This is a genomic window from Pseudomonas sp. B21-032, from assembly GCF_024748965.1.
In the GTDB taxonomy this organism is placed as follows: domain Bacteria; phylum Pseudomonadota; class Gammaproteobacteria; order Pseudomonadales; family Pseudomonadaceae; genus Aquipseudomonas.
Genome location: NZ_CP087180.1, coordinates 3643942 through 3663588 on the forward strand (window position 1 = coordinate 3643942; position 19647 = coordinate 3663588).

Consider the following 19647-nt stretch of genomic DNA (forward strand, 5'->3'; position numbering starts at 1 on the left):
TCGTTATGCCGAAGGCTGCCAGCGGTACTTGCTCAGCTCGTCATTGAGCGGCGTCTGGGCGAACACATTAGCAAAGTTGCACAGGGTTGCCAGACTGACACCGAGGATCACCTCCAGGGCATTGCCTTCGCTGTAGCCGGCTTCACGAAACGCACCGTAGCCGGCTTCGCTGACATTGCCGCGGGTGGCGATCACTTCGCGGGTGAACGCTGCCAGGGCTTCGAGCTTCTCTTCTGGCAGCTCGCCCTTGGCGCGCAGGGCGTCGACCACCTCCTGCGCCAGCTTGGCCTTGTTCAGTGCCACGGCGGTGTGGCCGGCCACGCAGAAGTCGCAGCCATGATTGATGGCGGCCACCAGTTGCACCACTTCACGCTCGGCCAGGCTCAGCTCGGCCTTGCCGTTGAGTGCCGAAACGGTGACGTAGGTTTCCAGCGCTGCCGGGGCGCTGGCCAGCACGCCGAGCAGGTTGGGGATGAAGCCCGAAGCCTTCTGGGCGTTTTCCAGGTAAGGGCGGGCAGCCTCTGGGGCGCTTTGCAGAGTATGGACAGTGACGCGCGACATGGAGTGGACTCCTGCTGACTAAGGGTGTGCCACAAGTCTGTTGGTTATAAGAATTACCTGCCATATTCTGCAGTCGCTATTACTTGCTCCTGAGTCTTTTCATTAGATGATTTCATCCAGCCCAGTAGTCGATTGGTTATTAGAAAGCCTTGAGCTAGACGCCAGCCTGTTCCATGTCGGGCGTTACTGCGGTGGCTGGCACGCCAGCACCCACGGCCTGGCGCGGGCCAGTTTCCACCTGATCGTCCAGGGCCACTGCTGGCTGCATATCGATGGCCAGGCCGAGGCCATTTGCCTGCAAGCGGGCGATGCGGTGTTCCTGCTGCGCGACTTCAACTATCGGCTGTCCAACGCCGAGGAGTGCGAGCTGGCCCGGCAGCAACCGCGCCAGGTCATGCAGCCGCTGGACAGTACAGCCGCCGATGGCGTGGGCCTGGTGTGCGGCTTCTTTCATTTTCAGCCGGGCTTGTCGTCGCTGATCATCGAAGGCCTGGACGACTGGATCATCCTGCGCGCCGGCGACCCGGCGCTAAGCGCGGCGCGGGCGCTGTTCGAGCTGATCCTGGCCGAATGCCAACGCCTGCCTGCGCCCTCCTCGGCCTTGCTCGAACGCTTGAGCCACTTGCTGTTCTTGTACGTGCTGCGCCAGCGGGTCAGTGACGACCAGGGCATCCGCGGCCTGGTCGCCCTGGCCCGCCACGGCAACTTTGCCAGCCTGCTCGAGCAGTTGATCGAACACCCCGAGCAGCCTTGGTCGCTGGAAAGCATGGCGGCCTGCACCGGGCTGTCGCGCTCGGCGTTTTTCAAGCGTTTCAGCGAACTGGCCGGGCAATCGCCGGGGCAGGTATTGCTGGCCCTGCGCATGCGCCATGCCTGCCAGTTGCTCAAGGCCAACAACACCGTCGAGCAGGTGTGCGCAGCGGTGGGGTATCAGTCGATTGCCGCGTTTACCCGCGCCTTCAGCAAGGCCGTTGGCGTGCAGCCAGGGGCCTATCGGCGCCAGCATGAGGGGCGCTGAGGCAAACAGCGTGCGGTAATCGAACACAAGCAGGCTAAGCGCCCTCAAGTCCGCCGCCGGCGACTCCGATAGCAGACCACCCACCGCCGTTGCCGCGGCAAAGCGTGGTGCTGATAACAACTCAAGGAGTACTGCCCGCATGTTCGCCGACCTGAAAATCCGCACCGGTATGTTCTGGGTGCTGTCGCTGTTCAGCCTGACCTTGCTGTTTTCCACCGTCAGCGCCTGGCGCGCGGCGGTGGGCAGCGACCAGCAGATCAGCGAACTGGACCAGACCGCGCACCAGTCGGATCGCCTGAACAACGCCTTGCTCATGGCGATCCGCGCCAGCGCCAATGTCTCTTCGGGCTTTATCGAACAGAGCGGCGGCCACAGCGACAGCGCCAACAAACGCCTGCAGCTGTCGCAAGAACTGCTGGGCAACAGCGCGCAACTGATCAGCGAGCTGGTCAACAATGCCCAGGAGCCCACCTTTAAAGGCCTCGCCGTCGAGCTGCAAACCACCTTCGGCGACTACGCCAAGGCCGTGGCCGGCCAGCGTGAAGCGACCGGCAACAACGACCTGCAGCATTACTTCAGGGTCAACACCGACGCTGGCAACGCCATGGGCCGCTTGCAGGCGCTGCGCCAGCAACTGGTGGCGGCGTTGAACGAGCGCAGCCAGCAGATCATGCTCGAATCCGATCGACGCCTGAGCAGCGCCCAGGTGCTGAGCGTGGCGCTGGGGCTGCTGACCTTGCTGCTCGCGGCGTCGTGCTGGAGCTTCATCGCCCAGCGCGTGTTGCGCCCGCTGCGTGACGCCGGGCAGCACTTTCAGCGTATTGCCGGCGGCGACTTGAGCGTGCCGGTGGCGGTGCACAGCAGCAACGAGATCGGCCAGTTGTTCAGCGAACTGCAGCGCATGCAGCACAGCCAGCGCGACACCCTGGGGCAGATCAGCAGTTGCGCCACGCAACTGGCCGAAGCTGCCGGTGCGCTCAATGGCATCACCGAACAGAGCTCGCACAGCCTGCGCCAGCAGGACCAGGAGCTGGAACAGGCTGCCACCGCCGTCACTGAAATGACCACCGCGGTGGAAGAAGTAGCGCGCAATGCCGTGTCCACCTCCCAGGCCGCCAGCGCCTCGAATGACCTGGCCGAACAAAGCCGCCGCCAGGTCAGCGACAACCTCGACGGCACCCAGGCCATGGCCCGTGAAGTGCAAACCAGCAGCGAGCACCTGGAGCAACTGGCCGGGCAGATTCGCGACATCGGCCAGGTGCTGGAAGTGATCCGCTCGGTGTCCGAGCAAACCAACCTGCTGGCGCTCAATGCCGCCATCGAAGCGGCCCGTGCCGGTGAAGCCGGGCGTGGCTTTGCCGTGGTCGCCGATGAAGTACGCACCCTCGCCTACCGCACTCAGCAATCGACCCAGGAAATCGAGCAGATGATCGGCCGCGTGCAACACGGTACCGAAGCGGCGGTGGCCTCAATGCACGCCAGCACCCAGCGGGCGCAATCAACCCTGGGCATCACCCAGGCCTCGGGGCAGGTGCTGGAGGGAATCTACAGCGCCATTGGCGAGATCAACGAGCGCAACCTGGTGATTGCCAGCGCTGCCGAGGAACAGGCGCAGGTGGCGCGGGAAGTGGATCGCAACCTGCTGAACATTCGCGACCTGTCGACCCGCTCGGCGGCCGGGGCGCAAGAAACCCGCGAAGCCAGCCAGGCGCTGGCGGGGCTGGCCGGGCAGCTGACGGCATTGGTGGCGCGGTTCAGGGTTTAGCGGGGAGCCTATCGCGGGGCAAGCCCGCTCCTACAGTGGGAGCGGGCTTGCCCCGCGATACATCTAGACTTCCACCAGAATCCTGAACCCACCAAAAATCATCCGCATGCCATCAAACGGCATCGGATTCTTGTCAGGCTGCATGCGCGGGTCTTGCATCATCTTCTGCATCCCGGCATCGCGCACCTCGCGCGACGGCCAGAGGATCCAGGAAAACACCACCGTCTCGTCGCCCTTGAGCTTCACAGCCATGGGGAACGAGGTGACCTTGCCATCCGGCACATCGTCGCCCCAGCATTCGATGACTTTCAGGGCGCCGCATTCCTTGAACACTACGGCGGCCTCTTCGGCGTGCTTTTTAAAAGTGTCGCGGTTGGCGGTGGGGACTGCGAGGACAAAACCGTCTACATAGGACATGGGGGTACTCCTGCACGTGGGGTATGTGCAGGATGGTCGATTGGCCGGGGGGTGGATCGACAGGCTTGCACGCAAGCCCGACCGATGGTCATCGCACCCTGTGTGGCTGGCTTGCCAGCGATGAGGCCGGCAGCCCCGGCTCAAAACCGCGTCGTCGCACTCACCCCGAAGGTACGCCGATCCCCGCGCGCATCCCAGGCAATATCAAATGGCAGCGGCACGCTGTCGGTCTTGTACTGTTTATCGGTCAGGTTGTTCACATAAGCGGTCAGGTCCAGGTCATAGCGCCCGCCCAGGTGATAGGTGGCACTGGCATTGCCCAGGCTGTAGCCGCCCTGGGACACGCTGTGATCCTGCTGCGCCGTGGGCAGGAAGTAGATCCGGCTCTGGTAGCGCCAGTCCGTGCCCAGGCGCACTTCGTCGCCATTTTCCAGCGGTATCCGGTAACTGCCGCCCACCGCGAGGGTCCGCGACGGCGAGCGGGCAATGCGGTTACCGGAGTAATCAACCCCACCCGACTCGAAGTCCTGCAATTCGGTATGCAGCAAGCCGAGCGAGCCATGCAGCTCCAGGTTGCTGAACGGCAAGGCCTGCAGCTCGAACTCGGCGCCGCGAATCACCCCCTGGCCGCTGTTGGTCAGCAGCGACACCACCTGCCCGTCGCGCACCGACACGGCGTTGACCTGGATGTCCGAGTAGTCGTAGTAAAAGACGTTGGCGTTGGCGATCAGGCGCTCGTCGAACCACTCGCTCTTGACCCCCAGTTCATAGGCATCGACGTTCTCCGGTGCCACCACCGAGGCCTCGGCCTGCACCTGTGCACCGCCGCTGAAACCACCGGAGCGAAAGCCCTTGGCATAACGAAAATACACCCGCGCGTTGTCGTTGAGCTGGTACTCGGGAGTGAAGTCGTAGGTGAGCTTGTTCCAGGTGCGCTTTTCGTCCTGTTCAACGCGGGTCACCAGGTCGCCGCTGTAGTGCTTCCACCAGTCGCGTTCGCTGCTGTAGCTGACCGCGTCGGCATCCGGCGCGGCGACGCGGTGCAGGTCGATGTCCTTGGTTTCGCGGGTCCAGCGCAGGCCGCCGGTGAGGCTCAGGTTGTCAGTGGCCTGCCAGGTGCTGCTGCCGAAAATCGCGAAACTGTCGGTGCGCTGGTCGATATCGGTACGGCCATAATCGGCCACGCCAAAGGCCTGGTTGTAGGGCTTGGGCAACAGGCCGTTGTCGTTGCGGCTGTCGAGCTGTTCGTGGAACAGATGGGTGCCGACGATCCAGCTGAGCGGCTGGTTCTTCGCCGAAGACAAACGCAACTCCTGAGACACCTGCTTCCAGCGGTCATCGTTAAAGCCGCGGCCGAATTCATAAATGCTCATGTTCGGGCTTTCGGCTTTTTCGTGGATGTCGTCGAAGGCGGTGATCGAATCCAGTTGCAGGTCGCCCAGGTCCCACTTCAGCGCCAGCTGCACACCGTTGTGCTCGATGCGGTCTTCGGCCTTGCCGGTAAATGCGGCCTCGTCGGTATCCGGCTTCGGCGCCGGGCCAAACAACGTGTTGCCGCCCGGCCCCGAGCCCCAGGCGCGGGTGGCAATGCCCTGGCCTGTGTAGTCGCGGCCATGCAGTTGCAGGGTGGCCTGCAGGTCGTCGTTGATCTGCGCCAGCAACTGCAGGCGCAGGGCCTGGTCGTGGATATCGCCGACGGTGTGGCCATCGACCTGGTTCTCCAGTTGGCCATCGGCGCTCTGGTCGACAAACGCCACCCGTGCGGCCAGCTTGTTGTCGATCAGCGTATCGCCATAGGCACCTTCGTACAGGCGCGAATTGTAGTTGCCCAGGTCGAGCTTGAAGTAACCGTTGGCTTTCTCGAAATCCGGCTTGCGCGAAACGAAGTTGATCGCCCCGCCGGTGGTGTTCTTGCCCCACAGCGTGCCCTGCGGCCCGCGCAGCACCTCGACGCGCTCCATGTCGTAGAGCGGAAAACCGGTGGCTACGTGGGGGTCGATATACACGTCATCGGTGTAGATGCCCACCGGGTAAACCGTGGTCGAGGCCATGTCCCCCGAGCCCATGCCACGAATGTACCAGCGCGGCCGCTGGTGCCCGGCAAACTCCGGGGCGATGGCGTTGGGCACGTTCTGCAACGCCTTGCCGGCACTGAAACCGCCGCCGCTGTCGGCGATCTGTCTGGCGCTGACCACAGAGATGGCCGAGGGCACGTCCTGCACCGACTCTTCGCGCTTTTGCGCGGTGACAGTGACGGTGGGCAGGGCTTCGGGGGCTGGCTCGGCGGCGAAGCCGGGGAGCGTGGGTAAGGCTGCGGCGATGGCCAGCAACAGGGGCACGCGGGCGAAGGGAGCGGTCATGAACGTCAATGTTCCACAAGGGGGAAAGAGACGGGGGGCTTCGCAATGGTTGTGCCATATGAGTAATTGATTGATTTGTATGGTTTTTTTATTGATAAATTGAGATGAATGCTGCGCTACAAGCAGTGACTCAGCATAGGTTGCACGAAGATCAGCAAACACGGCTAGGCACCGCCATGCGCGTATAGTCGATTCTATGCCGACCGTACTTCCAAGAGCCTGAAGCCGTGCCCGACCTGCCGCCCAACGCCGCCTACACCCTGCGCTTCAGCGCTGTACTGGCCTACATCGACGCCAACCTCGACGGTGATCTGTCGGTAAAAACCCTGAGCCAGGTGGCGAACTTTTCGGTGTTTCACTTTCACCGCCAGTTCACGGCGTACGTCGGCGTGCCGGTTTCGCGTTATGTGCAGTTGATGCGCTTGCGCCAGGCGGCGCACCGGTTGGCGGCCAATGCAGATCTTTCGGTACTGGAGGCCGCCCTCGCGGCAGGTTTTGAAAGCCCCGAGGCGTTCAGCCGGGCGTTTCGCCGGGCGCTGGGGATGTCGCCGAGCGGCTTTCGCCGGCAGCCGAACTGGCAGGCCTGGAATGCGGTGTTCGCTATCCCTCACTTTTCCAGGAGCGTCATCATGCAGGTACGTATTGTCGAGTTTGCGCAAACCCGGGTCGCGGCGCTGGAGCACTGCGGGCCGCCCGCGCAGGTCAGCCAGAGCGTGAACCGGTTCATTGCCTGGCGCATGGCCAGCGGGCAGTCGCCGGTGGCGTCGAGCCGCACTTTTGGCATCCCTTACAGCAACCCCGATACCACGCCGGCGGAGGATTTTCGTTTCGCCATTTGTGGCGAGATCGACGAGGCGGTGGCGGCGAATGAAGCCGGCGTGCACGAGCGGCTGATTGCTGGCGGGCGCTATGCCGTGGTGCGGCATGTGGGTTCGCCCGACCATATTGGTGAATCCATCTATCCGATCTATCGCGACTGGTTGCCGGACAGTGGTGAGGAGCTGCGCGATCAGCCGCTGTTTTTTCATTACCTGAACGTGTATCCAGAGACGCCGCAGGCGCAGTGGCAGACGGATATCTACGTGCCGTTACGCTAGAGAGGTGTATTGGGGCCTGTGGGAGCGGGCCTTGCCCCGCGATCGAGCGCGAAGCGGTCGTAATCCAGGCGCCGCCTTATGTGCTGGCTGGGCTGGCCTGATCGCGGGGCAAGCCCGCTCCTACATGAAAACCAGCGACTAGCTAGCCGCAACGCTGATTCGCGCTTACTATAAGCCCAACTCGTATTACCGCGGCTGCTGAACCCGGTACTCACGAGGAAATGATCATGCACAGAACCCGCGCCTGGAGACGCTCCCAGGCCCGCAAAAACGCCAAGACTAAAGCGCCAGACCCGCTGCTGTTCAAGCCTGAAAAGAACTGGAAGCTGCTCTACACCCGTGGCGACAAGTTGCTACGGGCACGCCAGCTTGGCCTGAGCTATCCCGTTCGCTCCACCCGCCAACTGTTGGATCAAGAGTGACTAACCTCCTGTTCGTCTGCAGCCGCAACCAGTGGCGCAGCCCTACCGCAGAAGCGCTCTGGCGCCGCCGCCCAGGCTTCGATGCCCGGTCGGCGGGCACCAGCCCGAATGCGCGCAAACCCATCGGCCCTGCGGACATTCGCTGGGCCGATGTGATTTTTGTCATGGAACGCAAGCACCACAATCGCCTGCAGGCGCAGTACGCGCGGCTGCTTGAGCACAAGCGGCTCCATACCCTGGATATTCCCGACGATTTTCAGTACATGGACCCGGAGCTGGTGGCCTTGCTCGAAGACAGCGTCGGGGCTTTTCTAGCCGCCCAGGGTTGATGTACAAACGCTGGCAAGCGCAGCGTAACTGCACTAGCAATGCGGCGATCGCGCTACGATTCACCGACACCCACCGGACGTGCCAGCCTATGCCCGTTGACCTCCAAGCGCTGTACCCGAAACTGATCCACCTGATGCTGGACACGGTCTTCGTGGTCGACAGGGATCACCAGATTGTCTTTGTCAGTGATGCCTGCGAGGCGCTGCTGGGTTACCGCGCTGGCGAGCTGACCGGCACGCCGATCACCGACTACATTCATCCGCACGACCTTGCGGTTACAAAGGCCTCCATTGTCCGGGTCATGAACGGCCAATCCCACGTCGATTTTCGTAACCGCTACATCCGCAAGGATGGCGGCATCGTGCACATCCTCTGGGCGGCGTTCTGGTCCGAGGAGGTGGGTGCGCGCATCGGCGTGGCGCGGGACGTGACAGCGCTGCACGAGGCTGAAGCGGAGTTACGCTTTTTGGCCCATCATGATCCGTTGACGGCGCTGAGCAATCGCGCGCTGTTCAATGATCGGCTGGAGTCGGCCGTGCGCACGGCGCAGTGCCAGCAAAGCGCACTGGCGTTGCTGTTTCTCGACGTCAATGATTTCAAGGGGATCAATGATGTTCATGGGCATGCCATGGGTGACCGCATCCTCTGCATGATTGCCCGGCGCCTGGAAGACTGTGTGCGCGAGGCTGGCACGGTGGCACGGATTGGTGGCGATGAATTCACCGTGCTGTTGCCGGGTATCGCGTCGCAGGAAGCCGTCTACGCCAAGGTGGGGCAGATTCTCGCGGCCATGGCCGAGCCGCTGGGTGCCGAGTTCGGCGCTGTCTCGATGCCGTCGTGCAGTGTCGGCGTAGCCTTTTACCCTCAGGACGCGGAGAATGCCGATACCCTGCTCAGCCATGCCGATGGCGATATGTACCGGATCAAGAAGCACCGCGCCGCGCAGCGGGTAGCTCTCAAGCAATTACCAGTCGAGTGACAACGTGAACCGTCAAAAGAAAATCAAGCAGCTGTTAAAGGCCCACGCGAAAAAGGCCAGCGCCAAACTGGCGCCCAAGAGCAAGCCTAAATACATCAGCAAGGCTGACCGGTTGAAACTGGAAGCTGAGGCCAGCGAAGCTGTCGTTTCGACTGCCGAGTGAATCGTCACCCGCTGGACTGCCATTCGATAATTGAAGTGGGGTCACCGGGCCGTTTGGGCAGCGCGGATAACGCGCGTTGTTGCCGGGTATGAAGAAATGGGCAGTGCGTGATTCAGGAACGTCGGGACTGCACATTTCAGGATGCTTCATTTAGCGAGCAAGTCGCCATTTCACCGGACTAGCAAAACAATGCAACAGCATCGCGAGCAACGACACCCAACCGACAACGGGATATTGCCCTTCCAGCGCTGAGTATTCTCCCAACAGCAACAAGTAGCCATTGTCTTGAAAGCGCAGATGGTAAGTCACAAAAAACAGGTTGAAGGCCAGGCAGCCAAGGAAGCGCCAACCGCTGAAGGCATCGCCCGACGATTTGTGCCTCAAAACAAAGGCTACAACTACTGCTGATATGGACAAGAGTACGAACAGCCCGGGAATCAGTTCTGCGACTCTACGTACACTTGCTCACCGGTCATCATGTCGATGCCAACCTCAAAGACGAGCGGGCCAGAGCCCATGACCCGATGAGCCCGAGTTTTATCAGCGTCGATATAGCGGAACAGGCGCCAAGCATCAGGCTTAAGTACCATTCGCCACAACCCGTAAACTGATAAACCGATATCACTCAAGCCATAGGCCATGTTCCCGTGCACCACCCGCCCGCCCACTGACTGGGCCGTCATTTGATACGCTTTTCTGAGGGGGCCTTGCGTATCTGTGCGACCTTGAATGATGTTCCGACCACTCTCATACGCGTTGTTCAATCCATGCAGCATCATGGGGGCACCTGCCAGGCCGCACAATACTCCAGCCGAGCTGTAACACAGCATCGCCCCTGTACCGAACTGCAAGGCGCCAGCGCTCAAACCAGCAACCAGTTTTGCATATTCAGTGACCTGTTGCCTGAGAAACCGATATTCGTTGTTGATTTCCTCAAGCCCGTGCTCAACGGGCTTTCTTGCCTGCTCAACATCCTCAACGACCGACTTCCCAAAGGCAGTTACTTCTCGATTGAAGCGACTTCGCAATCCTCCGTCTTCAATGTGCTGAGCGCTGATGGTGCAAGCATATTGGCTCAATCTGACGGCAGCATCGTTAACCGCCCAGAATTCGTGCGGGGTCACCTTGTGGGGTTTGCTCACTCTATCCACGGAGAGTTCGTCCACGAGGCACTACCAGTGGTAGCGGCAATATGATGAGTCCAGTTGATGTCGGTGTAACTGATTGCCAACTGTTCCTGGGAATCTTGATCGTTAAACAGAACGGAATGGGGCATTTCCATTCTTTGATCAACAATCACACCACCCCAAAGTTGAATGCTGAAATATCGCTCCTGGTTGCCACTCCTGCTGGTGCGGTAGAAGTCGAATTCGCAGTTCACTCTCTCGCGACGAGCCAAGGCTTGCGCCAGCAATGGTGTTGCCTTGTCGACGTGCTTGATGAGGACGATGGGGCGGTGCGTCGCGTACTGGGTGTTATCTACATTGGATAGGTTGTGAGAGAAAGAAAGCACCAAGATCTTGTCAAGGTGAGCGGACTGGCATCTATTGCCAATGGAGTCCAAGGATGAACAACCTGCAGAGATCAACCCTTGATGCTTGCCAACAATTGACATGTAACCATGATGCGCCACTGTGCGTACTCCTTGTAAGTAGAGTACCTAGACTATGGAAAACATGACCCGCGCGTCTGTCGGACGTTTCCGAACGTCACCTATCTGATGCGCTAAAAGCGCTCTCTATCAAAATATCCCTCAAGCATCTGCCGCGAGGTCTCAAGCATCAAGCTCAGCAATCACCTCTGCCCGGGTCGTAACCTGACGAAAGTGATGCTTCCACAGACTGATGCCCAACTGCCCCGAGCGGTCCAGCGATGAGCCCACCGTAAGGTCGGTCACCAGCGTCGGCGAGAGCCCGGCATCGAACAGCGCAAAGCCGGCGGCGAGCACGCAGGTTTCGGTCTGGATGCCGCACACCAGCACGCGCTCAACGCCGAGTTGCTTGATGTACTCGATGGTTTCAGCGGTCTGCCCGTAACCGTGCTTGATAAACACTTTATCGGCCTCGACCAGGCTTTCGTCTTCGGCCGCAGGATGCCAGCCGAGTTGCTGTTCAAACGGCGTCACCTGCTCATCGTGCAACTCGACCGAGGCAACCGTCAGGATCCGTTCTGACAACGCCCGCACGCCATCGACCAGCCACTCGGGCGGGCTGAAGGTGGACTGGACATCTACGATAAGCAAAACCTGGCGCATAACGTTCTCTTGAGCATCAATCAATGGCGCGGAGTATATCGTCCTGCAACGGCTGTTCGCCTGCCCAATGACCGCGCGCTTTCAGGCTTGCCGATAAAAACTGCAGCGCGCGCTGAAAGACCGGATGGCAATCGGCAAGGGGCAAATGCTCGAGCGCAGCCCAGAAGAATTCGAACCTGTGGCCGTGGTCGTCAAGCGTCTGATGCGTCCATTGCTCCGGCAAAGGTCCGCTCGCCTGGCACAGGTGGAACGACCAGACCTGCCCCAGATGCCCGGACTCCCAACAGCCAAGATCATCGGCAAGGGTCGCGGCATTGATGCCAGACTCTTCGGCCAGTTCCCGCAGCGCTGCCTGGCCCGCCGTTTCGCCTTGTTCAATCGTGCCCTTTACTAGCTGCACACCCGCCAGCGGATGACGAAACAAGAGGATTCTGGGGTTCGGGGTGGCGGCAACAACCACGGCGCAGGCCTTGTTGGGGAGCATGGCGATATCCTTGTCGGCAAAGAGGGCTGCGCATCATACGCCAGCGCTTTAGCCGCGCAGCCATAGAACTTTTCTCTGTTTACCGGTCTATTGGGATACGTTCAATCGTCATTCAGAGGTTGTCTTCGCTCATGAAACTCCATGCCCCACGGATGCTGCTCGCTGCCCTGTTCGCACTCGCGGCAGCGGGCTCGGCATCAGCCACACTGATGAAGACGTCCACCCCGCTGCTGGCCCCCGAAGCCCGCGCTGTGCAACCTGCACCAAGCCCCTGGCCGAGCCTGGCGAGCATGACCGAGCAACAGCCTGGGCCATTGCTGGCCCATGACGACCGCTACCGCGATGACCACCGCTGGCACGACCGCAGGGACGATTGGCGCCGGGAAAACTGGCGCAGAGAACAATGGCGCAGGGAGCAAGCCCGACGCGAGGCCGAGCGCCATCGTTATTGGGAACGCCACCATGACCGGGCCATGCGTTACCGTTACGAGGACGACCGCCGCTACTATCGTCGCTAGGGTTGCTCGGCGACCTCGACGTAGCTCGACTCCCCGCCCCCGCTCGCCCCCGACAACCAGCCCCAGACGAAACTCAGCGTGGACCGCCCGGCATCGTCAACGCCTATCGTGCCACGCGACCAGCCGGACAGCAGCTCGCCCTCGGTGGTCAGGCAGTGAAACAGCAACTCGATGGTATCGGCGCCCGTGGCACGTCCGACTTGATGCCCCACACGAATCCGGCCGCCCTGGTAGGTGCTCGAAATGGCAGTACCTTCAACCTGATAGTGGAACAGCGTACCTGTGCCGGAGAGCCCTTGGGCATTGTTGGCGACGGCGAAGCGGCGATTGTGCAAACGCTCGCTGATGTGAGCGAAGTGGCTGTGCATTGAGGTGTCGTCCTTGGGTTCAGACTGCAGTGCAGCGTGCGCTGATCCTAACCCACTGCGCCGCAAAGTGCTGGTCTTGGCGCACGCCGACGGCAGCGCGTTGGTCGCATCCCGGGGCAGGCCGGCCCCTGCACACTAAAGCTTTGAAATCCACCGCCGATATCCCTGAACACGTATGGAAACCACGGGTACCGACCATGAACCCAATCAACGCAGGACTGCGCATTGCCCCTGCATACGCCGCCCCCCAGGCGACACCGGCCAACGCTGTCAGCAGTCGCACCGATCAGCTCGCGACGCCGCCCAGTACCTCCGTCAACCTGGGCCAAAGCCCTCGTAGCGAAGATGCAGCGACTTATTCGTCGCGCGGGACCCTCGCGGTGCCGTTGCGCTATGTGCTGGAAAACGACAACCTGAACAAGCTGAGCATGAACATGATGGTGGGTGTTCAGGCCAGCGCTATCGGTTCGCGCTTCCACGGGCTCGGCGCAGCCTTGGTGAATCAACTGGTAGCCAACGGCGGCCAGTCGTTTACGCAATCGGTGTTCGCCTTCGCCGACGGCGCCCAGCCAAGCGCCGAAGCACTCAAGGTGCAGAGCAACAACCTGCGCCAGCACCCGGCCAATGCGGTAAACCTGAGCTTGACCACCGCTTCCGGTGCCACCGTGAACCTGTCCCTGGCCAGCAATGAGCAAGGCCTGGCGGTCAGCGCCGAAGTACAGGGCGGCCAGCTCAGCAGCGATGAGCTCAAGGGCCTGGCGTCGCTGGCCGAAAGCTTTCAGGGCGCCATCAACGGCCTGAGCGAGCAACCACCACGCCTGCAACTGGGCAAGCTGGCCACGCTCGACCCGACCCTGTTCAGCGCGCTGCAGATGAACGCCAAGCTGGACACGGTAAATGGCCAGCAGCTGACGTTCGACCTGACCCTGGATGACAGCGCACGCAAGCTCAGCCTGCAGGGCCCGGCCGGTAACGTACAACTGAACCTCGATACCCGTGACACTTCGCTGCTGGGTAAAAGCGCCCAGCGCCAGGCGGCGATCAGTAATTACCTGAGCCAGTTCGATGCGGCGCAGAGCCGTGGCAAAGGCGACGAGAACCTGGTGGGCCTGCTCAAGGACGCCTTCGTTCAGCTCAACAGCGCCGACGATATCGCCAGGCCAGCGACCGGCCGCATCCCGCTGCTGGCCGCCAAAGACACCGCCCTGCTCAGTGGCCTGGCCGACTTCAGCGCCTCGATCAGCCAGACCAGCCAACAGCCCAACCCGCTGCGCCCCACCGAGCTGGATCGCTTCGACTACAAAGTGTCCCAGTCAACGACGATCAGTGGTGCATCGCCGGCGAACCGCGCGGTGCAACAGGATCAGCAAGCGAACCTGTCGGCCGCCTACCACACCAGCCTCAACCCGCAGATGGCGCTGGTCGACGCCCTGGCGACGCAGAACTACCGTTACCACGAGGTCAGCGACCAATCGAGCACCAGCACGCGCTTGCGCTACGACAAGAACAGCCTGGTCGAAGCCAGCGTCAGCCAGCAGGCCAGTCGCAATGAACGTGTGCGCTCTTACGCCGATGGCGTGCTGCAAAGCGACGTGAGCACACCGGCGTCGGTCTCCGAATCACGCAACCTGCTTGGCCTGCTCACTGACCTGTTCGAGCGCGAGCGCATCTCCCAGCGTGACCGCGGTGTGTCGATCCTGGAGGCACAGTTGCAGTCGCTGCGCAGCCAGTGGCAGTTGCAGTCCGATCCGGCGCTGATCCGCCCGCAGGATCCCCAGCAATAGCCGTGACATTACTGGCCTCATCGCCGGCAAAGCCGGCTCCCACAATGGATCTGTGCACCCCGGACCAGTGGGAGCGGGCTCGACCCGCGATCGAGTGCACAGCACTCGCCATACAGCCGGCACACGCTTTATCCTTGCGCCTCTTTGCCCAATGGCCTTCGGAGTTGCAATGTACATTGATGTACCCCGCCGCCTGGTGTTCTTCGATAAAAGCGACAGTATTCGCCCCGCCTGCCTGACCCAGTACGATCCGGACACCGGTGCATTGACCCACCCCGTCGGTACCCAGGCCGACGACAGGGTTTGCGACATCTCCCACGATGGCCGGCGCATGGCCCTGCAAGGCACCGATTGGCGGGTGGTGCGCGGCGCCAGTCGCTCGCGCCTGAGCTTTCTTGAAGATCGCACGGCGCTGCATGAAACCGACAGGTTCCTGGCGTACTGGTCGCACCTGGACCCCAGCGGCCGGTACGCGCTGGTCGGGGTCGGCAACGATAAAAAGCGCCCGGTGGTCATCGACCTGGACAGCGGCGAATGCAGCGAACCGATCGCCCGCAATGTCGATGCCCGGTTTGGTTGCATCGACCCCGTGCAAGGCAAACTCTGGGCACCCGATGAGCGGGCCAGCAACAGTGTGCTGACGGTTGATTGCGCCAGTGGCGAGATCAACAAGATCACCCTGGTGCTGGACGCCAAGGTCAGAAGCCTGCGCTTTTCCCGTGATGGTCAATACCTGTTTGTCACCGGTGAAAACAACCGCCTGCTGTGCTGCGATCGCAACGGCGCGACATTGTGGTCCAGGAACATCGACGAATATGGTCAGGTAGGCGCCGGGACAATCCTGTTCAATGAATCCGCTACTCACCTGTGCCTGCCGATCTCGGCGACGCAGCGTTCGAACTGGGGTGAAGACATCATCCTTGCGGCTGACAGCGGCCAGATCGAAACCACGGTTGTACGCCACAAAGGCCCACCCGGCCGGCTCGCCGCTGACTGGTTTGGCGATCAGTTGCTGACCCACCGTCTGGAGGTCGTGGACTTTTTCAGCGGTGCAGTCGTCGATGTGCTTGATCTGACCCGCCCCCTCTCCCCGGATAGCCCCATTTGAGAACGCCCAGCATGCTTGTACTGCCAAAGGGAGAGCGCCACGGGATACGAGTATCCCCGCGCTGGCCGTCCTCTGAAGTAGCCATCGATGAAGAAACTTTCCATAAGTTGATTGAGGCCCAATCAACGCTGCCACCCGACATTGAGCTGTTGCTGGTACGCGGGTATGAAAACAAAAACAGCCATCTGGGTTCGTTCAGAACACTCTCACGCTGGCTGGGCATCAAGGTGTTCTGCGCCTGCTACCCCGGTCGCAAGGATGAAGTCGGCGAGATATTTGGCGCCAATGGCCATGACGTGGATGGCTCACATGTCGATGTCTCCATTGTGTTAAAGGGAAAAAGGCTGCGCTTTCTGCCCTTTGGCGTCTTTACCTCGCTGACTCGCCAGCGCGCACGCGCAGCGCACTACCTGGTGGTTATCGACAGGGTCAAAGACGCATTGAAACAATGCGGCTTTGACATCCATCGAAACGAAACAGAGAGCATGCAGATCCATTGCGACTACAAACCTCAGAAGTCGTAACGCACATTCATCATCACATTGCGCGGCGGCCCGTAGTGCCCGTAGCTGCCGGAAAACCCGGCGTAGTACTTCTCGTCCAGCAGGTTGTTGAGGTTGAGGGTGGTAGAAAGATGATCGCTGAGCCGGTAGCGCGCCATCAGGTTGAACACCGCGTAGTCATCCTGGCTGACGCGGCTGTTGTAGCGGCTGAAGTACAACGAGTTGCTGGAGTTCCAGCTGGCGCCGCCGCCGAGGGTCAGGCGCTGCCATTGGCCGGGTAGCTGGTAGGTGGTCCACAACCGGAAAGTGTCCAGCGGCAGCTGGCTGGTCAGGCGCTGGCCTTCGGCGTCTTCGGTGCGCGAGTGGCTAAAGCCCGCTTGCAGCTCCCAGCCCGGGGCGAGCTCGCCGGCCAGTTCCAGGTCAACGCCCTTGGTCTTGGCCCCGCTGACCGCGCGGTAGGCGTCCTGGTCGGTGCCCGGCACGGTGTAGCCGGCATCCAGCTCGGCGACGTTATCGCGCTTGATCACGTAGGCGGCGACGTTGGCGTTGAGGCGGCCGTCGTAGAACTCGCCCTTCCAGCCCAGTTCATAGTTTTTGCCGACCACCGGCTCCAGCACCTTGCCGCTGCGGTCCTGGCTCGACTGTGGCTTGAAGATATCGGTGTAGCTGACATAGATCGACTGCTCGGGCGTCAGGTCATAAACCACCCCGGCGTAGGGCGTGACTTCGCCGCGTTCGGTCATGCTGTAGTCCAGCACGTAACCGGAAGCCAGGCTCTTGGAATAGTAGTGATAGCGGTAGTTGCTGGCCCGGGCGCCGAGGATCAGGTGCAGGCTGTCGCTGAGGTTGAAGCGCCCGGCGACGAAGTAGCCGCTCTGGCGGGTGTCGACGTCGTAGTCCAGCGCCGGGGCGAAGCTGTCCTTGTCGGGCTTGGGCAGTTCGTTGTTCCAGGTATTGAAGTCGACGATGGCCGAACGCCCGCTGGTGGCGTAGTGGTGGTTGACGTAGTCGAGGTAGTTGGCGCCGACGATCAGTTCATGGGTTTGCCCGAACAGCTCGAATGGCCCCTGCAAGGTGGCATCGACGGCTTTCTGGTGCTGGGTGGCTTCGGACCAGCCCTGGCTGATGGTGGCATTGCCCTCGGGGGTGATGTACGACATGCCGGTGGAGCTCTGGTAGGAGCCGCTACGGGTGTCGCGATCGACATCCATGAAGGTGCCCGCGACCTTCAGTTGCCAGTCGTTGGCCAGCTGCTGTTCGAGCGCCAGGCTGTAGTTGTTGGTGTCGAAGCGGTCTGACGCCCAGCGCGCGCCGGCACTGGCATCACGGGAGAAATCCGTTGGCTGGCCGTTGCTGAACAGGATCGGCACCCCCTGGCCGCCGGTGGGCCGGTAGCGCTGGTGATCGATGCTCAGGCGCACCAGGGTGGTGTCGCTGAGGTCGGCTTCGAGCGCTGTGTAAAGAATGTCGCGGTCCTGCTGGTACCAGTCCATGAACGTGTCGTTGAGCTGCTTGGCCGCCACCATGCGCCCACGCAGGTTGCCGGTGGGGGTCAGCGGCCCGGAGACATCTGCCTCCAGGCGCTTGAAATCCCACGACCCGATGCCGCCTTGCAGATAACCCTGGAATTCACGGGTCGGGCGCTTGCGGATGACGTTGACCACGCCGCTGGGGTCGCCCGCCCCGGTCATCAGCCCGGTGGCACCGCGCACCACCTCTACCCGGTCGTAGATGGCCATGTCCAGCAGGGTGCTGGGCATGGTGCGGGTCTGGTTTTCCTGGTAGGTGGTGACGCCGTCGAACTGATAGGTGTTGATGGCGCTGCCGCGCGAATAGATGTTGAAGCGCTCGCCGCCGTCCTGAGACATAGTCACGCCTGGGGTCTGGTTGAGCACATCGGACATGTTGCGCAGCTGCTGGTCGTCCATGCGCTGGCGGGTGACGACACTGATCGATTGCGGTGTTTCGCGGATCGACAGGTTCATCTTGGTTGCCGTGCTGGTCGAGCCGCTGGTGTAGGAGCCCGTGCCTTCGGTGGTGGCGCCCAGGCCGGCGGCGCTGACACTGGTCGCTCCCAGCTCAAGGGCACCGGCATCCGCGGCGCGGGGTATCAACCGGTAACGTCCCTGGCCCATGACCACAGGTTGCAGGCCGGTGCCGGCCAGCACTTGCGCCAGTGCCTGGTCGACGGCGAACTGGCCGCGCAGCCCGGGGCTGTGCAGGCCGTTGGACACCTGCGAGTCCACCGCGACCATCACCCCGGCCTGCTGGCCAAACTGGCCGAGCACGCTGTCCAGGCTCCCCGGGGCGATGTCATAACTGCGCACACCGGCCTGCTCCGCGCTCGCCTGGGCAGCCATTACGGTTGGGTTGAAGGTGACCAGGGTAACACCCAGCATCAGGGCGCGAACGGCAGTGGCAAGGGGGGTAAGGCGACAACGCATCGAGACAGTCCTTGGAGAGCAGAGGTGGGCATGGCGCTGGCTGATCAGCGCTTTCCCTTGTCTTGATGCGCGAAGCGAGAAAACCTGCCAACGCCAATGCAAATTATTTCAGGCCGGGACAACGCTGGCCCAGTAACCCAGCAGCCGCTGCACGCGAACCGGCAACACCTGGGTGATCAGCTCAAGGCTGGCATCGGGTTGATCGAGGGAGAACGAGCCGCTGACCTGCAGCCCGGCAACCTGCGGATCACAACGCAGCACGCCGGGGCGGTAGCGGTCGAGCTCGGCCAGCAGTTCGGCCAGCGGCATGCGCTGCGCCACCAGCAGGCCCTGGGTCCAGGCCTGCGCGCCCGCTGCCAGTGGCAGCAACGGCCCGGCCCGGGTGCTGCTGTAAAGCTGTTGCCAGCCGGCCTGCAGGGTCAAGCCTGAGTCCTGCCCATGCTCGACCTGCACGGTGCCCTTGAGCATCTGCACCAGCGTCGCGCTGGGTTGCCGGCTGACCACCAGCCGCGACAGTGCCGCTGGCCGTACCCGGGTCTCGCCCGTGCGCAGGCTGACGCTGGTGCCCTGCCCCACCTCCAGCAATACCCGCCCACGGTTCAAAGTCAGCACCCGGACGCCATCGAGCAAATCACTGTCCAGGGCGCTACGGGTATCCAGTTGCAGCGCCAGCCCCGAGGCCAGGGTCCAGTTGCGGCGCTCGCCGGTGGCAGTGGCGTAATCGCTGAACAGGCCCGGCAGCACACTGCGCTGCTGTACCCCGTAGCCACTGGCGATCAGTACGCCACCGGCGACCAGGCTCTTGAGGACTGCCCTGCGCGAAGGCAGCGAACGCGCCTCAAGCAGACTGCGCGCCCCCGCCGCCGACAAACCGCAGGTGCCTTCTCGCAGGCCTTGGCCGATACCACTGAGCCGCTGCCAGGCCAGTTCATGGGCCGCGCTTTCCTGGCGCCAGCGCTGGCAGGCGAGTTGCTCGGCATCGCAGCTCACCCCCGATTGCAGGCGCACCATCCACAGCATCGCCTGTTCCAGAATGTGCGGGTCAAGGCGCGGCTCGGCTGCGGGCATCGGC

The 19647-nt window shown here is 62.0% G+C and carries 21 protein-coding genes; 11 read left to right on the forward strand and 10 right to left on the reverse strand.

Features of this window, described 5'->3' with window-relative positions; genetic code table 11:
* Positions 1–3 precede the first annotated feature (3 nt).
* A complete protein-coding gene (locus LOY54_RS16635; RefSeq protein ID WP_258607229.1) occupies positions 4–561 on the reverse strand; it encodes a carboxymuconolactone decarboxylase family protein in 558 nt (185 codons plus the stop codon).
* A 106-nt stretch (positions 562–667) separates the two neighbouring features.
* On the opposite strand from LOY54_RS16635, the gene LOY54_RS16640 reads away from it, so the two are divergent.
* On the forward strand, positions 668–1579 hold the full coding sequence (locus LOY54_RS16640) for an AraC family transcriptional regulator (protein ID WP_258607231.1): 912 nt from the start codon (positions 668–670) through the stop codon (positions 1577–1579).
* Between the two features lie 139 nt (positions 1580–1718).
* Positions 1719–3344, forward strand: coding sequence for a methyl-accepting chemotaxis protein (locus tag LOY54_RS16645; RefSeq protein WP_258607232.1), 1626 nt, complete (start codon positions 1719–1721; stop codon positions 3342–3344).
* A 63-nt stretch (positions 3345–3407) separates the two neighbouring features.
* Here the strand turns inward: LOY54_RS16645 and LOY54_RS16650 are convergent, their stop codons facing one another.
* A complete protein-coding gene (locus LOY54_RS16650; RefSeq protein WP_258607233.1) occupies positions 3408–3761 on the reverse strand; it encodes a DUF1428 domain-containing protein in 354 nt (117 codons plus the stop codon).
* A 140-nt stretch (positions 3762–3901) separates the two neighbouring features.
* Entirely contained in the window at positions 3902–6121 is a 2220-nt protein-coding gene (locus tag LOY54_RS16655; RefSeq protein WP_258607234.1) for a TonB-dependent receptor, read from the reverse strand.
* A 227-nt stretch (positions 6122–6348) separates the two neighbouring features.
* On the opposite strand from LOY54_RS16655, the gene LOY54_RS16660 reads away from it, so the two are divergent.
* The 5 genes from LOY54_RS16660 (at position 6349) to LOY54_RS16680 (ending at position 9112) form a co-directional block, all read left to right on the forward strand.
* Positions 6349–7218, forward strand: a complete 870-nt coding sequence (locus LOY54_RS16660) for a GyrI-like domain-containing protein (protein ID WP_258607235.1) — start codon at positions 6349–6351, stop codon at positions 7216–7218.
* A gap of 227 nt (positions 7219–7445) precedes the next feature.
* On the forward strand, positions 7446–7640 hold the full coding sequence (locus LOY54_RS16665; protein WP_258607236.1) for a hypothetical protein: 195 nt from the start codon (positions 7446–7448) through the stop codon (positions 7638–7640).
* Positions 7637–7969 (forward strand): low molecular weight protein tyrosine phosphatase family protein, encoded by a 333-nt coding sequence (locus tag LOY54_RS16670; RefSeq protein ID WP_045194142.1) that lies wholly within the window; start codon positions 7637–7639, stop codon positions 7967–7969. Before LOY54_RS16665 ends, LOY54_RS16670 begins: the two co-directional genes overlap by 4 nt.
* A gap of 89 nt (positions 7970–8058) precedes the next feature.
* Positions 8059–8949 (forward strand): sensor domain-containing diguanylate cyclase, encoded by an 891-nt coding sequence (locus LOY54_RS16675; protein ID WP_045194143.1) that lies wholly within the window; start codon positions 8059–8061, stop codon positions 8947–8949.
* A gap of 4 nt (positions 8950–8953) precedes the next feature.
* A complete protein-coding gene (locus LOY54_RS16680; protein ID WP_093381451.1) occupies positions 8954–9112 on the forward strand; it encodes a DUF2986 domain-containing protein in 159 nt (52 codons plus the stop codon).
* Between the two features lie 437 nt (positions 9113–9549).
* Here the strand turns inward: LOY54_RS16680 and LOY54_RS16685 are convergent, their stop codons facing one another.
* From LOY54_RS16685 to LOY54_RS16700, 4 genes are all read right to left on the reverse strand, one after another.
* Positions 9550–10278, reverse strand: a complete 729-nt coding sequence (locus tag LOY54_RS16685) for a DUF4225 domain-containing protein (protein ID WP_258607237.1) — start codon at positions 10276–10278, stop codon at positions 9550–9552.
* Positions 10251–10745, reverse strand: a complete 495-nt coding sequence (locus tag LOY54_RS16690; protein WP_093387481.1) for an Hcp family type VI secretion system effector — start codon at positions 10743–10745, stop codon at positions 10251–10253. Before LOY54_RS16690 ends, LOY54_RS16685 begins: the two co-directional genes overlap by 28 nt.
* Before the next feature lie 141 nt (positions 10746–10886).
* Positions 10887–11366, reverse strand: coding sequence for a cysteine hydrolase family protein (locus LOY54_RS16695; RefSeq protein ID WP_258607238.1), 480 nt, complete (start codon positions 11364–11366; stop codon positions 10887–10889).
* A gap of 16 nt (positions 11367–11382) precedes the next feature.
* Positions 11383–11850 (reverse strand): NUDIX domain-containing protein, encoded by a 468-nt coding sequence (locus tag LOY54_RS16700; RefSeq protein WP_258607240.1) that lies wholly within the window; start codon positions 11848–11850, stop codon positions 11383–11385.
* Between the two features lie 131 nt (positions 11851–11981).
* Between LOY54_RS16700 and LOY54_RS16705 the strand changes: the two genes are divergently transcribed.
* Complete coding sequence (locus LOY54_RS16705; protein ID WP_258607242.1) at positions 11982–12368, forward strand: hypothetical protein; 387 nt, start codon at positions 11982–11984, stop codon at positions 12366–12368.
* On the opposite strand, the gene LOY54_RS16710 is transcribed toward LOY54_RS16705, so the two are convergent.
* Complete coding sequence (locus LOY54_RS16710; protein WP_258607244.1) at positions 12365–12736, reverse strand: hypothetical protein; 372 nt, start codon at positions 12734–12736, stop codon at positions 12365–12367. The two genes, LOY54_RS16705 and LOY54_RS16710, sit on opposite strands and share 4 nt — an antisense overlap.
* A gap of 197 nt (positions 12737–12933) precedes the next feature.
* Here LOY54_RS16710 and LOY54_RS16715 point away from each other — a divergent pair, with 197 nt between their 5' ends.
* The 3 genes from LOY54_RS16715 to LOY54_RS16725 all read left to right on the forward strand — a co-directional run bounded on the left by LOY54_RS16715 (position 12934) and on the right by LOY54_RS16725 (position 16152).
* The gene (locus LOY54_RS16715) at positions 12934–14520 is read left to right on the forward strand and encodes a hypothetical protein (protein ID WP_258607245.1); all 1587 of its coding nucleotides are present in this window, start codon (positions 12934–12936) and stop codon (positions 14518–14520) included.
* A 169-nt stretch (positions 14521–14689) separates the two neighbouring features.
* Entirely contained in the window at positions 14690–15628 is a 939-nt protein-coding gene (locus tag LOY54_RS16720) for a YncE family protein (protein ID WP_258607246.1), read from the forward strand.
* A gap of 11 nt (positions 15629–15639) precedes the next feature.
* Positions 15640–16152: a hypothetical protein gene (locus LOY54_RS16725; RefSeq protein ID WP_093381439.1), complete on the forward strand. Its 513-nt coding sequence runs from the start codon at positions 15640–15642 to the stop codon at positions 16150–16152.
* Here LOY54_RS16725 and LOY54_RS16730 read toward each other — a convergent pair.
* Complete coding sequence (locus LOY54_RS16730) at positions 16140–18575, reverse strand: TonB-dependent receptor (protein WP_258607247.1); 2436 nt, start codon at positions 18573–18575, stop codon at positions 16140–16142. The two genes, LOY54_RS16725 and LOY54_RS16730, sit on opposite strands and share 13 nt — an antisense overlap.
* A 108-nt stretch (positions 18576–18683) precedes the next feature.
* Complete coding sequence (locus LOY54_RS16735; protein ID WP_258607248.1) at positions 18684–19643, reverse strand: DUF4880 domain-containing protein; 960 nt, start codon at positions 19641–19643, stop codon at positions 18684–18686.
* Positions 19644–19647: the final 4 nt, after the last annotated feature.

Excerpts from the sequence above, each read along its gene's own strand:
- LOY54_RS16710 (WP_258607244.1), bottom strand. The coding sequence starts at position 12,736 with ATGCACAGCCACTTCGCTCACATCAGCGAGCGTTTGCACAATCGCCGC.
- LOY54_RS16705 (WP_258607242.1), top strand. The coding sequence starts at position 11,982 with ATGAAACTCCATGCCCCACGGATGCTGCTCGCTGCCCTGTTCGCACTC.
- LOY54_RS16695 (WP_258607238.1), bottom strand. The coding sequence starts at position 11,366 with ATGCGCCAGGTTTTGCTTATCGTAGATGTCCAGTCCACCTTCAGCCCG.
- LOY54_RS16715 (WP_258607245.1), top strand. The coding sequence starts at position 12,934 with ATGAACCCAATCAACGCAGGACTGCGCATTGCCCCTGCATACGCCGCC.
- LOY54_RS16725 (WP_093381439.1), top strand. The coding sequence starts at position 15,640 with ATGCTTGTACTGCCAAAGGGAGAGCGCCACGGGATACGAGTATCCCCG.
- LOY54_RS16720 (WP_258607246.1), top strand. The coding sequence starts at position 14,690 with ATGTACATTGATGTACCCCGCCGCCTGGTGTTCTTCGATAAAAGCGAC.
- LOY54_RS16730 (WP_258607247.1), bottom strand. The coding sequence starts at position 18,575 with ATGCGTTGTCGCCTTACCCCCCTTGCCACTGCCGTTCGCGCCCTGATG.
- LOY54_RS16650 (WP_258607233.1), bottom strand. The coding sequence starts at position 3,761 with ATGTCCTATGTAGACGGTTTTGTCCTCGCAGTCCCCACCGCCAACCGC.
- LOY54_RS16645 (WP_258607232.1), top strand. The coding sequence starts at position 1,719 with ATGTTCGCCGACCTGAAAATCCGCACCGGTATGTTCTGGGTGCTGTCG.
- LOY54_RS16655 (WP_258607234.1), bottom strand. The coding sequence starts at position 6,121 with ATGACCGCTCCCTTCGCCCGCGTGCCCCTGTTGCTGGCCATCGCCGCA.
- LOY54_RS16735 (WP_258607248.1), bottom strand. The coding sequence starts at position 19,643 with ATGCCCGCAGCCGAGCCGCGCCTTGACCCGCACATTCTGGAACAGGCG.
- LOY54_RS16635 (WP_258607229.1), bottom strand. The coding sequence starts at position 561 with ATGTCGCGCGTCACTGTCCATACTCTGCAAAGCGCCCCAGAGGCTGCC.
- LOY54_RS16700 (WP_258607240.1), bottom strand. The coding sequence starts at position 11,850 with ATGCTCCCCAACAAGGCCTGCGCCGTGGTTGTTGCCGCCACCCCGAAC.
- LOY54_RS16640 (WP_258607231.1), top strand. The coding sequence starts at position 668 with ATGATTTCATCCAGCCCAGTAGTCGATTGGTTATTAGAAAGCCTTGAG.
- LOY54_RS16675 (WP_045194143.1), top strand. The coding sequence starts at position 8,059 with ATGCCCGTTGACCTCCAAGCGCTGTACCCGAAACTGATCCACCTGATG.
- LOY54_RS16665 (WP_258607236.1), top strand. The coding sequence starts at position 7,446 with ATGCACAGAACCCGCGCCTGGAGACGCTCCCAGGCCCGCAAAAACGCC.